The 13,543-nt window shown below is 55.4% G+C and carries 11 protein-coding genes; all 11 read right to left on the reverse strand.

Annotated elements, in window-relative coordinates; all coding sequences use genetic code 11:
- Positions 1–157 precede the first annotated feature (157 nt).
- Complete coding sequence (locus KJ869_10885; GenBank protein MBU1577692.1) at positions 158–1,834, reverse strand: chloride channel protein; 1,677 nt, start codon at positions 1,832–1,834, stop codon at positions 158–160.
- Between the two features lie 936 nt (positions 1,835–2,770).
- On the reverse strand, positions 2,771–3,490 hold the full coding sequence (gene otsB / locus KJ869_10890) for a trehalose-phosphatase (GenBank protein ID MBU1577693.1): 720 nt from the start codon (positions 3,488–3,490) through the stop codon (positions 2,771–2,773).
- Positions 3,487–4,719, reverse strand: coding sequence for a glycosyltransferase (locus tag KJ869_10895; GenBank protein ID MBU1577694.1), 1,233 nt, complete (start codon positions 4,717–4,719; stop codon positions 3,487–3,489). The genes otsB and KJ869_10895 overlap by 4 nt, the downstream gene beginning before the upstream one ends.
- A gap of 1 nt (position 4,720) precedes the next feature.
- Positions 4,721–5,557 (reverse strand): hypothetical protein, encoded by an 837-nt coding sequence (locus tag KJ869_10900; protein MBU1577695.1) that lies wholly within the window; start codon positions 5,555–5,557, stop codon positions 4,721–4,723.
- 21 nt (positions 5,558–5,578) lie between these two features.
- A complete protein-coding gene (locus KJ869_10905; GenBank protein ID MBU1577696.1) occupies positions 5,579–7,807 on the reverse strand; it encodes a trehalose-6-phosphate synthase in 2,229 nt (742 codons plus the stop codon).
- Between the two features lie 51 nt (positions 7,808–7,858).
- Complete coding sequence (locus KJ869_10910; protein MBU1577697.1) at positions 7,859–8,635, reverse strand: GGDEF domain-containing protein; 777 nt, start codon at positions 8,633–8,635, stop codon at positions 7,859–7,861.
- 65 nt (positions 8,636–8,700) lie between these two features.
- Entirely contained in the window at positions 8,701–9,951 is a 1,251-nt protein-coding gene (locus tag KJ869_10915; GenBank protein ID MBU1577698.1) for an ABC transporter substrate-binding protein, read from the reverse strand.
- Positions 9,952–9,973: 22 nt separating this feature from the next.
- Positions 9,974–10,795 carry a carbohydrate ABC transporter permease gene (locus tag KJ869_10920; protein ID MBU1577699.1) on the reverse strand — a complete coding sequence of 274 codons (822 nt, stop codon included), beginning with the start codon at positions 10,793–10,795 and terminating at the stop codon, positions 9,974–9,976.
- Entirely contained in the window at positions 10,792–11,664 is an 873-nt protein-coding gene (locus KJ869_10925; GenBank protein ID MBU1577700.1) for a sugar ABC transporter permease, read from the reverse strand. Before KJ869_10925 ends, KJ869_10920 begins: the two co-directional genes overlap by 4 nt.
- A 4-nt stretch (positions 11,665–11,668) precedes the next feature.
- Positions 11,669–12,808 carry a cation:proton antiporter gene (locus KJ869_10930; protein MBU1577701.1) on the reverse strand — a complete coding sequence of 380 codons (1,140 nt, stop codon included), beginning with the start codon at positions 12,806–12,808 and terminating at the stop codon, positions 11,669–11,671.
- A gap of 25 nt (positions 12,809–12,833) precedes the next feature.
- On the reverse strand, positions 12,834–13,543 hold a 710-nt coding region (locus KJ869_10935), incomplete at its 5' end, for a sodium:calcium antiporter (GenBank protein ID MBU1577702.1).

The following is a 13,543-nucleotide window of genomic DNA, read 5'->3' on the forward strand; positions in this document are numbered from 1 at the left end:
CATGACAACAAGGACGTTCAAAAAACGGGTAAGGATTATTCACCTATTTAATTGCCGGAGTAATAATATCTATCAGCTGTAGACGGCAGGGCTGGGGACCCCGAAACAACAATATTCCGTGTTTCAGTGGTTCGTGTCTTGTAATAATCGGAAGATATCAGAAACCTCCCCTTAATATCTCCTTGTTCCCTATCAACCCCACCAATTTGCCGTTCTCCACCACCGGGATCTCCTGCATATCGTTCTTTATCAGGTACATCAGGGCCAGCGACAGGCTGTCATCGGCATTCACTTGGGGGACCTTGACCATCACGTCGTGGGCGATTATCAGGCCGCCGGTCTGCTCGTCCTCCAGGAACAGCCGGAGCTGCGACCAGTTGACGGAGGCCAGATACTTGTTGTTGTCGTCTATCACCGGCAGTATCAACTGATCGGTCTGGCTGATGGCCTTGATGATATCATGCAGTGACATCTGGGGCAGGATGGCCATGATGTCCTTTTTCATGGCCTGGCGGCAGGTGGCCGAGGAAAGATGGCTGTGGCGGCGAAGCTGGTCCACCGGCAGTCCGGCTTTGAACATGGCCTGGGTGTAGACCGAAGATCCCTTCATCCGCTTGGTTATCACCGCCGAGATGGCCACCACGATCATGGCCGGCAGCACCACCTTGTAGGTCCCGGTGATCTCGAAGATGATCAGCCCGGCGGTCAGCGGGGCGTTAAGGGCTCCGGCCACCACCCCGGCGGCCCCGGCCAGGGCATATGAGGCATTATAGACGAAGAACCCGGGAAACAGAACCGCCAGCAGCTGGCCGAAGGCTCCGCCCAGCATGGCCCCGATGAATATGGCCGGGGCGAATGATCCCCCCGGAGCCCCGGAGCCCAGGGTCAATGAGGTGGCCAGTATTTTGGCAAAGACCAGCAGCAGGGCCGTCCACCACAGAATATTCCCGTTGAGAACGGCGGTCACCGAATGATACCCTTCGCCCAGCACCTGGGGCAGGGCCATACCCAACACTCCCACCATCAATCCGCCTGCTGCCGGCTTCAGCCAGGATGCTAATTTATACCGGCCGAACATGGACTGCCCCTTATAGAGGGTATTGATGAAAAGCACCGATATCAGGCCGGATAAAAGCCCCAGCACCAAAAAGGGAATAATGTCATAGAGCGAGCCCAGCGAGTTTACCGCCGCCACCTGGAAGGCCGGCTGGTCGCCCAGAAAGGTCCGGGAGATGACCGCGGCCGCCACCGCCGAAAGCACCACCGGAGCGAAGGTGGTGATGGCGAACTCTCCCAAAATGATCTCCAGGGCGAAGAACACCCCGCCCAGGGGCGCTCCGAAGACGCCCGATATCCCGGCGGCGGCTCCGCATCCCGCCATCAGCCTCAGTTCACTGCTGGTCAGTTTGAGCTTCTGTCCCAAATATGACCCCAGCGAGGAGCCGATCTCCACTATCGGGCCCTCCGGGCCGGCCGAGCCGCCCGAGCCGATGGTGATGGCCGAAAGCAGACCCTTTAAACCTGTCTTGGGGCTGAGCATGCCGCCCTTCAAAGATACCGCCGCCATCACCTCGGGAACCCCGGACAAGGGCTCCTCCTTCCGGAAGAACAGATACATAATGCCGCCCACCAGCAGGCCACCGATGGCCGGGATCAGAAAAGCCAGGTAGCGCCACCACCGGCCGATCAGAAATATCTGATGCGGATCGTGGGGAAAGAACAGGCTGTTGGAAAAGATGATCAGGCTGCGGAATGCCACGGCCGTCAGTCCGGTGAGGATTCCCACGCCGACCCCCAAGAGCAATATCCTGGTGGGGCGGCCCATCATAGTCATTCGCTCGACAGCCCTGAGAGCATGTTTTTTAAATTTGGCGATCAAAGAAGTCCTTTTCGATTATATCACTATAGTTTTGCACTTTTTAACAAATTGAACGAGAGAACCCGGCTTGAGCTTTACTAATCAACCCGGGAAAGCTCAAGTAAATGGGGTTTGGGGTGCAGTAGCGATCTAGTGAGAGGCCGAAAGCGACAGCGAAGGCCGTTTAGTTTGACTGCCAAAAAATCGTAAATGCACTATCTACGGCGCTTTTTATGTAGAACGTAAGCCCTGCACCCCAAGAGTTCTTTTGTTACTTTTCTGTCGATACAGAAAAGTAAGGCCGTAAAAGAAATTATGACTGGGCATTAAGGATGGTTTATCAGCCTATTGGCAAGCCTCTTCAAGGAGTGGAATATTATTCCTCTCTCTGCAACTACGCCGGACAGGAACAATAATCAACCCCATTTGAGTATGAACTGGTATTAAGTTTATCCAAAAGTGGGCCTGTAATAACTCTAACGTTACTTTCTTATGACTAAGAAAGTAACCAAAGAAGTCTTTACCGCCCAGCTCCGCGGATAGTAAGGCCTACGCCCCGGCATTCATTGAACCAGAGCCTGCATGGGGCACGTGACACAATGACTGCTTTATCGGAGCTGAAGTTTGAGCCGCTCCACTTAAAGGCGGGGTACCGGGTCGCATCGGCGCTGCTGCCTGGCAAAAGCTGCCGTAAAAAATGTTTTGCCTGCGGGTGCCCTGTTTCGTGGTCAAGACATTTAGGCATCTGGTCATTTGACAACGAGGCAGCGGTGCAGCGACAGTTCTTCCGCCACCGCAGGTAAATCCATATAGGCGGATCCGCCTTTGGCGTGACTTTGTAGCTTTCTCTTCAAAGAGAAAGCGGAGAGAAAGAAAATAGAGAAGAACCAAATTTTGTTCCTGTTAAGGCAATCATATTAAGGAGTTTAAAAATGTGCGCACTTTGGAGGTGGAAGCCAGCCGGCATACTGCCGCTGTCCGGCCCCGTTCTTTCTCCCGGTTTTCCACCAGCAAGGTAAGGCCGATCCCCCGCAACGCCCGGAAGGCGTCCTCATCGGTAGTATCATCTCCGATATAAATTGGGAATGGATTCTTATTATAGAGTTTTTTCAACAACAGCTTGACGGCCCGCCCCTTGTCCCAGGATACATTGGGCCTGAAATCGTACACCTTCCGGCCCGGCTGGCAGAGCAGTCGGGGATATTTCTTTTTCAGTCTGACGATCTGCTCATTCATCAAAGGAATATGTTTGGCGGATAGGTGACGGAAGTGGAGGGCCACCGAAAGCCCCTTGTCCTCGATCAAGGCCCCCGGCAGCTTGCTTTTCAAGCTTCTTAGATCTTTGAGCAGGGCCTTCAGATATGGGATGGCCGCCCTGGCCCGGGGATGGGTGAATTTTATTCCCGGGCCGCTGATCTCCAGGCCGTGGCACCCGGCGTAATATATGCCCCGGACCGGCGCCAATTTTTTCAGCTCGGCCAGCTTCCGCCCGCTGATGATGGCCAGAATTATATCCGGAGACTTTCCCAGTCGTTTAAGCAGATTAAGAGTGCCGGCCGGAAGTCTGGCCATTTCGGGGCGGGGGCGGATGGGGGCCAGGGTTCCGTCGAAATCCAGCATCAGCAGGATCATAGGCAGATCTCCTTTTGGCCGGAGAACCTGGTGGAGAGCATCACCAGCATGTAACGGCGCAGATGGCGGGTGATAAGAAAATTGCCCCGAACGAACTCCTTGCCTGTCTTACCCAGGGCCAAGGCCAGCTCCGGGTTGGCCAGCAGATAGCGGATGGAATAGGCCAGCCCCTCGGTGGAATGGACCAGCAGACCGGTGACATCGTGCAGCACCTGCTGGGTGATGCCTCCCACCGGCCGGCTGATGATGGCCTTCCCCTTCCACAGGGCCTCGGAGACCGTCAGGCCGAAGCCCTCCTTGATGGAATTCTGAACGATGATGGAGGAGCCCCTCACCAGGGCGTTGATCTCCAGATCGGCCCCCGGCGCCAGGTGGAGAATATGAATGTCCGGGCTGCCTTCGGCCTCGGCCTTGACCTCCTCCAGCACCAGCAGGCCCTCGGGATCATCGGTGGCCCCGCCCCCGGCCAGCACCAGCTGGCAGTCCAGCTTTTTATTGACCATCTTAAAGGCTTTGATCAGGCCCACCGGATCCTTCAGGCGGTCGAACCTGGAGATCTGGGTGACGATCGGCCGTTTGCGGTCAATGCCGTATTTTTCGAACACCGAGTCAATGTAGCGGGGATCAAGCTCCTTGTTCTTGTCGGCCAGCGGATCGATGGACGGCGGGATCAGGAACTGGGGAACCGCCAATTTCTGGGAGAAGCTGGGAGACGAGATGACCGCTCCGTCGTACTGCTCCACATAATTTTTAAGGAACTGCCAAAGATCGGATTGGGGAGTGGAGATATCTATATGGCAGCGCCAAATCCAATGGGCGTTTGATTGGGATCTTTTTTCTATCAGGCAGATGGGCTGGGGATCGTGGATGAACACGAAATCGTCCTGCGAAAAATCCATCTCCTCGGCATTTTTACGGTTGTAATCGGTAAACACCTGGAACATCTCCGGGGTTATATTTTCCGCTTTGCCGTGGAGGGCATTGTGAAAAGCCTTGGTGATATTGAAAAAATCGTCGCCCCCCTTGATCACCTCCCATCTGGCAAGTATATCCATTTCGTTGAGCAGCGGCACCATCCGGTGCAGGATCTCCGCCACTCCGCCGCCCACCGAGGTGGAGTTTATATGCTTCATCCGGGCGCCTTTCAGCTGGCGGGCGATGGCCCGCATCTCCTCGATCTCGGGGTCGCCCACCACCTGGCGGTAATCGTCCAGTTTTGCTAAAGCCATGTTACTTCTTCCCTCCCTTGCTGTTATTGTTCTTGGGCCGGAGATCGGGCAGGCCTTCGGATTTTATCTTTTCATCGAAAAAGCGATTCAGGCTGCGGACCGGATAGGATATGGTGTCCATCAGCAGCTCTATCATCTCGGCCGGCAGCTGGACCACTTTTTTCACCAGCTCCCGGGGAGGCACCCCCCGGTATTTTCCCAGGATGATGAACAGGTGGGCCCTCAGCTGTTCCAGGCTGGACACCGAGATATCCAATTTGGATATCGCATCGGCTATCTCCGGCGCCTCCAGCTGGTCCCGGAGCCAGATGGAAAAATCGTTGTCAAAACGGTGCAGCCTGATCCTGGCCTCGAACAGATGGTAATACAGGGAGCGGCTGGTGATCCTTCCCAGGGCCTGGATGAATTCATCCAGGTTCCCGGCCCTGGTGCCGGTATCCAGGATTATCGAGGTTGACTCGCAAAAATTGAACTGGCTGCCCAGGGGCGCCTGGTTAATTATGGGATCGCTGGCCAGGTGTTCTTCAATTATTTCCGCCAGCCGGATCCGAAAACTCCTGATGTCATCGTACTGGGTGGGATCCACCGCCGCCAGTCTTTCTCCCAGCCCCTTTTCCCGGATCACCTCGCCCACCCAGTATCCGAAATCGTGGATGGGCGGCCGGCCGAAGGTCTGCCACTCGCGATACACCTGATGGCTGTGATGGTAGATGGACGACCCGCTGACCTCTTTGATGCCCTCCAGCAGTTCCTTGATATTGTAGGCCTTGCGATCGGTAATGGTGACCAGGGAGGACGAGGTCATAAAGACGAAGGGATTTTTTGCCTTGTTTCGCATATCATCACCTAACTTATAAAATTACACTCTTACTGCGCTGAGTTCTCTGATCAGGCGGACCGCCCAGAGGAAGATGTTATTCTTAAGCAGATGCTGGCGCATATTCCCCATCCTCTGTTTTCTCTCCTCGGCCGGCATCTCCAGGGCGTATTTGATGGCCCCGGCGGTGCGTTCGATATCGTAGGGGTTGATTATCAGGGCATCCCGCATCTCGCGAACCGCCCCGGTGAACCGGCTCAGGATCAGCACCCCTTCCCCGTCGCTCCGGGAGGCGACGAATTCCTTGGCCACCAGGTTCATGCCGTCATGCAGGGAGGTGACCATACAGAGATCGGCCGCCTGGTAGTACGGGGCGATCTCCTGATGGCTGTGATGCTTCTTCAGAAACAAGATCGGCTTCCAGTCCTTGCCCTTGAACCGCCAATTTATCCTCTCGACCTCCTTCTCCACCTCGGCCACCAGGTCGGAGTAGCGCTTGATGTGGGTCCGGCTGGGGGCCCCCAGCTCCACGAAGGTGAATTTCCCCTGGTATTCGGGATATCTCTCCAGAAAATTCTCCACCGCCAGAAATCTTTCCATCAGGCCCTTGGTATAATCCAGCCGGTCGACCCCCACCCCCATGAACTCGGCCTTGATGCCGTGCTCCTTGAACAGCTCCTCCTTGGAGGGCTGATGTTCGGGAACCCGCTCCATATCCAGCAGGGTAAAGGCTATGCTGATGGGAAAGGGTTTTACCAATGTGGTATGGCCGCCCACCCTGACGGTAAAATTATCCCAGTTGATCTGGGATTCCACGGCCCGGGCCATGGTGTCCAGAAAATTATTGCAGTGAAACTGGGTATGAAACCCTATCAGGTCGGCCCCCTGCATGCCGTACAGCAGTTCCCTCTGCCAGGGGCAGATCCCGAAGGACTCGGAGTTGGGCCAGGGGATGTGCCAGAAGATAGCCACCCGGGCATCGGGTCTTTTCGCTTTCAGCATCTGCGGCAGCAGGGCAAAATGGTAATCCTGAATCAGGATCAGCGGCTCATCCAAACCTTCGATCTCTTTCAGCACAGCATCGGCAAATTTCTGGTTCACCTGCTGGTAGTACTGCCAATCCTCCTTGCGGAATATGGGGCGGGTATGGGCAATATGACACAGCGGCCACAGCCCCTCGTTGGAAAAACCGTAATAAAATCCCTCCTCCTCCTCCTTGGACAGCCACAGCCTTTTCAAATTATACCGGGGGTCATCCGGCGGCACCCGGACCTTGTCGTCCTGGTCAACCACATCCCTATCGGCGTCTCCGGTGCCGGAGGCTATCCAGGTTCCACCGCAGGCCTTGAGGATCGGCTCTATGGCCGTGACCATCCCGCTGGCCGGCATGATCCATTCAATGCCCTTGCCTTTCCTGTTGTGCATGTACGGTTCCCGGTTGGAGACCACCACTAATTGCTTGTCGTCCAGCAGGGTCCGCATCTCCTCCTTAAGCCTCTCCGGGGTCCATACCGATTCTCCCATGGCCCTCAGGCGGGCCTCCTGCTCGGCCGCCTCCCGGGCCTCCAGAATGCTCTCGGCCATATGGGTTACCTCCCGGCCCAAGGGGGAGAAGAAGTCCTGGGAAGGCATCACGGTCTCGGTTGAAGGCTTCTGTTCCCGCAGGCTCTGCATCCATTCCACCATCCGGTTCATCGGAACAAAGATGCTCCATTGGATGACCAGGGTGGTGACCAGGGCCACCGACAGGGCCAGCACCAGTAATCTGATGAAATTGGCCCGCCATATCTCCCCCAGCCTTTTATGGATATAATCCGTATCCTGAAATATGGCCGTGGCCCCCACCAGGCGGCCCTCGTCATGGATGGGCATGATGTGCAGATAGAAATTCTTGGCGCCCGACTTTAACGGATGACCGAAACAGCTGTCCACCCCCATGGCCTGCTTTAGGGGTATCTGGGCGAAAGGCATGTAGGACTCTATGCCCGAGGATATTCCCACCAGGCTGTCCTTGACATTGTAGACGGCCAGCCCCAGTATCCGCTGCTTCTGATTGAACTTTGCCACCACCTGGCTGATCTTCTGGTAATTCTCCTGGGCCAGCTGGCCGGAGATGCTTTCATGCAGGGCCTGGCCCAGCAAATTGGCCCGCTGCTCCAGTTCGATATTCAACCGCTGCCTCTCCTGGTGAACCTGGACCAGGGCAAAGCCCAGCACCACCAGGCTGACGGCGATGAATATGGAAACGATGACGGTGTAATTGAATTTCATCTTACTCTCCTAATAATCCGTTTTCACTCCCGGCATATTCGCATATCATACTTAATAATCCTCAGCCATTATCATATTCTTCCCCGCTTCCTTGGCCTGGTACATCAACCGATCCGCTTTGTTAATCAACAGGTCAACCGATTCCGGAGTCGAAACAAAAGAAGCGATTCCGAAACTAAAGGTAATGGGGAAGCCCCGGGCGGTCATCAGCCCCAGCAGGATACCCTGCAGCTTGCCTATCACTTTGGCGGCCGCCGCCCGGTCGGTCTCCGGAAGCAGAATGCCGAATTCGTCGCCGCCCAACCGGGCCGCCAGATCGGTGTTGCGGATATTGTTGTTTATCTCCTGGCCGATCATCCTCAGTATCTGGTCGCCATGGCTGTGCCCCCACATGTCGTTGAGAGGCTTGAAATCATCCAGATCCAAAAAAGCCAGGGAGATCGGGCGGCCGCTTCTTTTTGCCTGATCTATCGTCAACTGGGAGCGCTCGTAAAGATATCTCCGGTTGGCTATCCCGGTCAGGGGATCGGTCCGGGCAAATTGCACTTCGGTTACCAGCAGATGTTTCAATCGATAAATAATAAAAGCCACCAACAGAAAGAAAACCAACCGGGCCCCGCAATTGATGCAGAGCACCGAGGACTGGGAGATAGGATCGGCCCTGATATATTGCGACAGGCAATAGGAAAGCACGCTGCACAGGCTGGCCACATAGCCGGCTGATCGATTGACATACCAAGCCGACAGGGCGATGGGCATCAGGTAAAAAATAGACAACGGCACTTCTATCCCGGTGTAATAATCAAAGACACCCAATGCGATGATCATAGACAGGGATAACAGTGCAATCGATATTTTGCCCGAATTCCGTATTTTACCAGTCGCCTTCAGCATTACTCCTTAACCATAGCCCTTTTCAATTCCTCCTGCAGGGACAGCAACCCCTCATCCTCTCTAACCTGACCGGTAAATATTCGGTGCAGACCGATCTGCAGGATGTCCGATATCTTGGGGTAATCGGCCCTGACCGGACGGGGCCTGGCAGTTACGAAAGAATTGTAAAAATCCTTATAATGGGGATTAAGCTCCAAAACCTCCGGATCATGATATACCGATCTCCTGGTGGGCAGTCTGCCGCCTTTGAGGGCAAAGTCCTTTTGGCAAGCATAGGAAGTTAGGAATAATACCAGTTCTTTTGCCAAGTCGGGATTCCGGGAGAAACGGCTTACCGCCAGGTTCCAGCCGCCCAGGCAGGAGGAGCTGACCTCCCCTCGGCAGGCCGGCAGCGGAGCCATTCCCACTTTGCCTGCCACCGCGGAACCCTTGGCCGTATCCTGGGAGAGGGCCCAGGCATATGGCCAATTGCGCATGAAGACCGCCTGGCCTGAAGTGAACAACAGCCGGCTCTCTTCTTCTTTATAGGTCAAAACACCCAGAGTAGAGGCATTAATATTAAACATCTCCTTTACGATCCCGGCAGCCATAAGAGCTTCCCGGCTGGTCAACAAAGGCTGGCCGCTATCATCAAACAATTCTCCCCCGCAGCTCCAGAGGATCTCAAGAAAATTGCATACCAGTCCCTCGTACTGCTGGCCCTGCCAGACATATCCGGCCATATCGTATTTCTTGGAGAGAAACGAGGCCTGTTTTATAAGCTCTTCCCAGGTGTCCGGTACTTTCAATCGGTTCTTTTCCAACAGATCCTTGCGGTAATACAGCATCCCGGCATCGGTAAACCAGGGCATGGCCCACAAGGTGTCACGGTAGGTGCATCCGGTCAGCGGGCCCGGCAGAAAGTCATCTTTTTCAGATGAAGCAAGAGCATCCCCCAGAGGCAGCAGCCATCCGGCCCGGGCGAACTCAGCAGGCCAGATGATATCGATGGAATAGACATCTATGGATTTATCGCCCGCCGCCAGATAGGTCACATAGGCATCATGCTGGGCGGTTGAGGATTCCGGCATCTCCAGCAATTTCACCGTTACTCCGGGATGCAGCTTCTGAAACTCCTCGATCATCGCCTGGTGCCGGCCGGTGGGATCCTTTCCCACTGCCCAGGTTATGGTCTTCCCCCCGGGCTTGGCGCAGGACATCATCATCGCCAGGGCGATCAGCGGTAATGCCAGTTTTATCATAGCACGCATGGAAATCCCTTTCAAAAATATCTTAGCTTTTTATGGCCCCGGCCATCAGGCCGGAAACAATTTTCTTTTGCAGCACCAACACCAGTATTACCAAGGGCAGGGTTATCACCGTGGCGGCGGCGAATATGATGCCCCAGGGCATTTCATACAGGCCCGGGAACATGGCGATGCCCACGGTCACAGTCCTCATGCTCTCCCGGGTGTTGAGGGTCAGGGCCAGCAGGAATTCATTCCAGCAGAAGATGAACACCAGGATAGCCGTGGTAAATACGCCGGGGGCAGCCAGCGGCAGAAATACATGCCAGATGGTGCTTCCAAAGCCGGCCCCGTCCAGGGCGGCCGCCTCTTCTAATTCTGGCGGCAGCTGCCGGAAGAAGTTATAAAGCATCCAGACGGCCAGGGGCAGGTTAAACCCGATATAGGGGATTATCAATCCCCAATAGGTATTCAGCAGTCCGGCCCGGCGCAAAATCAGGAACAGCGGGCTAATGGCGGCGATCTGGGGGAGCATGGCCGCCGACAATATGGCCAGCATGAAGGCATTCTTATATCTTAGCCGCATCCTGGCCAGGGCATAGGCGGCCAGGCAGCCGATGGCGATGGACAGCACCGCAGTCGCACTGGAAATAATGAAGCTGTTGGCAATGTATCGCAGGAATGAATAACGTCCCGAGAATACATCCAGATAATTTTTGAAATAAAGGGCACTGGGCCAGCTGCTGCCGGAAGCGATCTCAGCCGGAGACATCAGCGATGTCAGTATCTGCCATATAAAGGGCAGCGCAATCGGGAGCAAAAACAAGATCGCGAAGCCATAGGGCGCTATTTTAGCTACCTTTTTCATAACGCTCTCCTGGCCATCATTCTTACATAGACCAGGCTGAAGGACATCACCAGCAGGAACAAGGCCATGGACATGGCAGATCCGTAACCGAAATCAAGGTGGGAAAAAAGCGTTTTGTAGTTATACAGCGACAGCACCTCGGTGCTGCCGGCCGGGCCGCCCCCGGTCATCACCATTATCAGGTCGAACACTCTGAGGGCGTCTATGGTCCTGAAAAGCAAAGCCAACAGAATGGTGGGCCAAAGCAGGGGAAGGGTGATCATCCTGAATTTCTGGAAAGCTCCCGCCCCGTCGACCTCGGCTGCCTGGTACAGCTCAATCGGAATCATCTGCAGGCCGGCCAGTATTATCAGCGCCACAAAAGGCGCCGTTTTCCAAACTTCGGCCATCACTATGGCGGTCCAGGTCAAGGCCGGATCTGCCAGCCATACTAGCGGCGCGGGTATCAGGCCGACCAAATCCAGCAGCCGGTTGGCCAATCCCAGCCGGTCGTTGAACATCCATCCCCATATCATTGCCGCTATCACGGTGGGCACGGCCCAGGGGATCATCACCACCGCCCTCACCAGCCCCCTTCCCCTGACCAGAGAGTGCATCATCAGGGCCAGGCCGAACCCTACCGATATCTCCAGAGTCAGCGTTACCGACACAAAAAGCATGGTCCGGAAGACCGAAGCGGTGAATCGGTGATCGCCCAGCAGGGCGATATAATTGTTCAGCCCGATAAAATCGCGGATGCCGGTCCCCAGCGAATGCTTGAACAGCGAAAGATAGAAGCAGTATCCCAGAGGAACCAGCAGCACCAGAACTATCACGGCCAAAGCCGGCAGCAACAGCAGATAGGGTAATTTCCTGTTGGCTCCCACCATTTTCTCACACTTTCTGCAATCCCTCCGCACCCAGCGGCGTGGGATAGATGAATACCACCAGATAGGATGACATCACCATGGTAAAGATGGTCACCATCTGTATCATCTGCCAGGTCCGGCCGTCTATATGACCCAGGCCGAACAGGGCGGCAGCAATGATCAGGGCGAACTCGCTGGACTGGGAAAGTCTGATCGCCGCCTCCCGGGAAAAATTTTTCGTCTCCCCTACCACCCGGAATAATATGCCAAAGCTGAACATCTTGATGGCCATCACGGCCAGGGACAGAATCAATGCTGGTATTATTATAGCGCCCGCCTGGCCAAAGTTGAACCGGGCGCCCAGCACGAAGAAAAAGAAAACCAGGAAAAAATCCCGGAACTGTTTCAATCCCTCGGACAGGAACAGGGCCAGCGGCTCCCTGGCCAGGGCCACCCCGGCAATGAAGGCCGCCGCCTCAGGGGAAAACCCTATCAGATGCGCCACCAGGGCCAGTCCCAAACCCCATCCTAAGGCCATCAGGAAAAGAACCTCATGATAGTGCTGAACCCGCCGCAATATTCTTCGCAGCAGAAAATGTTCAAAGGCCAAGGCCGCTGCCGCCAGAACTATCCCCTTCACCAAAAGCAACAGGGGATGGCCGGTGCCGCTTATCAACATCAGCACCCCGACGGCGATGATGTCCTCGGTAATCAGAATGGCTATAACAAAAGCCCCCATCCGTTGGTGATGCAGGGTGGTGGTGGGAATCAGTTTGATCACCAGAATGGTGCTGGTGAAGATCATGGTCAACCCGATAAGCAGACTGGAACTGAAGCCATAGCCGAAAGCCAGCGCTATCAAGGCAACTCCAACCCATATTACCAGGCTCTGGCCCAAGAGGACGACAGTCGCCTGTTTGAACAGCTGCTTCAGCCGCCGGGGATGCAGGACCAGTCCGGCATGGAACAGCAGCAGTATTATCCCCAGCTGGGAGACGGCATTGACGAAGCTTACGTCCCTGACCAGCTTGAAACCCCAGGGCCCGATCAGCGCCCCGCAGACCAGATAACCGATAATCAGCGGCTGCCGGGAGATTATCGCCAGCCACGACAGCACCGCAGAGAACACCACTATCACGCTTATGTCGCTGATGTATTTTTCCATTGCCCTGCTCCAGATGGAGTTGATTTTAACCCAGGGTCAGGCCCATTTTGAAGATCACATACACCCCCAACAGGTACAGCCCGAAAATAACGGCCGCATCCCAACCCACTTTGATCAGCCCTTTCTTTTTGGCCGGAAACAGCAGTCCGGTCAGGGCCACTCCCATCATGGCCAGCGCCAGAAAGGCGGTAAAGATATGGGTGGGCGAGGCATCGGCCATAATGGCCCCATGGTAGAAAACATCGTCGATAAAGATCAGGCTGATATTGAATATGCAGCTGCCGAAGAGGTTCCCCAGGGCCATTCCGGCCTGGCCCATCCGGAGGGCGCTGATGGAGACCACTAATTCCGGGCTGGTGGTGGCCAGGGACATGAATACGGTGCTGACGAAGGAACGGCCCCAGCCCATGACGCCGGCCAGTTCATCAGCCACCATGGGCAGGTACAATCCGGCGGCTACGATCACTGCCGCCGCCAGACAGAACCTGACAACCGCCCCTCTCATGGTGATGTGTGAATACTTGACCTCACCCCGCTGGCTGGGGTTTTCCTTTTCATGCCTGAATATCATCTGCTGGGCCACCAGATAGAATACGAAAATGGCGAAGGAGAACAGGCCCACATCAAACAACGATATCGGCAATATCTGCCGGCTGACGAACAGCCCGATCCCGGATAGCGCCACGGCTATTATGCCCAAGGCGGCGCTCAGGGACTGCTCCCGGCCCACCCTGG

It is taken from the genome of Candidatus Edwardsbacteria bacterium, from assembly GCA_018821925.1.
Classification (GTDB): Bacteria; Edwardsbacteria; AC1; order AC1; family EtOH8; genus UBA2226.

Coding starts and splice junctions, on each gene's coding strand:
- KJ869_10885 (MBU1577692.1), bottom strand. CDS start 1,834: ATGACTATGATGGGCCGCCCCACCAGGATATTGCTCTTGGGGGTCGGC.
- otsB (MBU1577693.1), bottom strand. CDS start 3,490: ATGATCCTGCTGATGCTGGATTTCGACGGAACCCTGGCCCCCATCCGC.
- KJ869_10895 (MBU1577694.1), bottom strand. CDS start 4,719: ATGGCTTTAGCAAAACTGGACGATTACCGCCAGGTGGTGGGCGACCCC.
- KJ869_10900 (MBU1577695.1), bottom strand. CDS start 5,557: ATGCGAAACAAGGCAAAAAATCCCTTCGTCTTTATGACCTCGTCCTCC.
- KJ869_10905 (MBU1577696.1), bottom strand. CDS start 7,807: ATGAAATTCAATTACACCGTCATCGTTTCCATATTCATCGCCGTCAGC.
- KJ869_10910 (MBU1577697.1), bottom strand. CDS start 8,635: ATGATCATCGCATTGGGTGTCTTTGATTATTACACCGGGATAGAAGTG.
- KJ869_10915 (MBU1577698.1), bottom strand. CDS start 9,951: ATGCGTGCTATGATAAAACTGGCATTACCGCTGATCGCCCTGGCGATG.
- KJ869_10920 (MBU1577699.1), bottom strand. CDS start 10,795: ATGAAAAAGGTAGCTAAAATAGCGCCCTATGGCTTCGCGATCTTGTTT.
- KJ869_10925 (MBU1577700.1), bottom strand. CDS start 11,664: ATGGTGGGAGCCAACAGGAAATTACCCTATCTGCTGTTGCTGCCGGCT.
- KJ869_10930 (MBU1577701.1), bottom strand. CDS start 12,808: ATGGAAAAATACATCAGCGACATAAGCGTGATAGTGGTGTTCTCTGCG.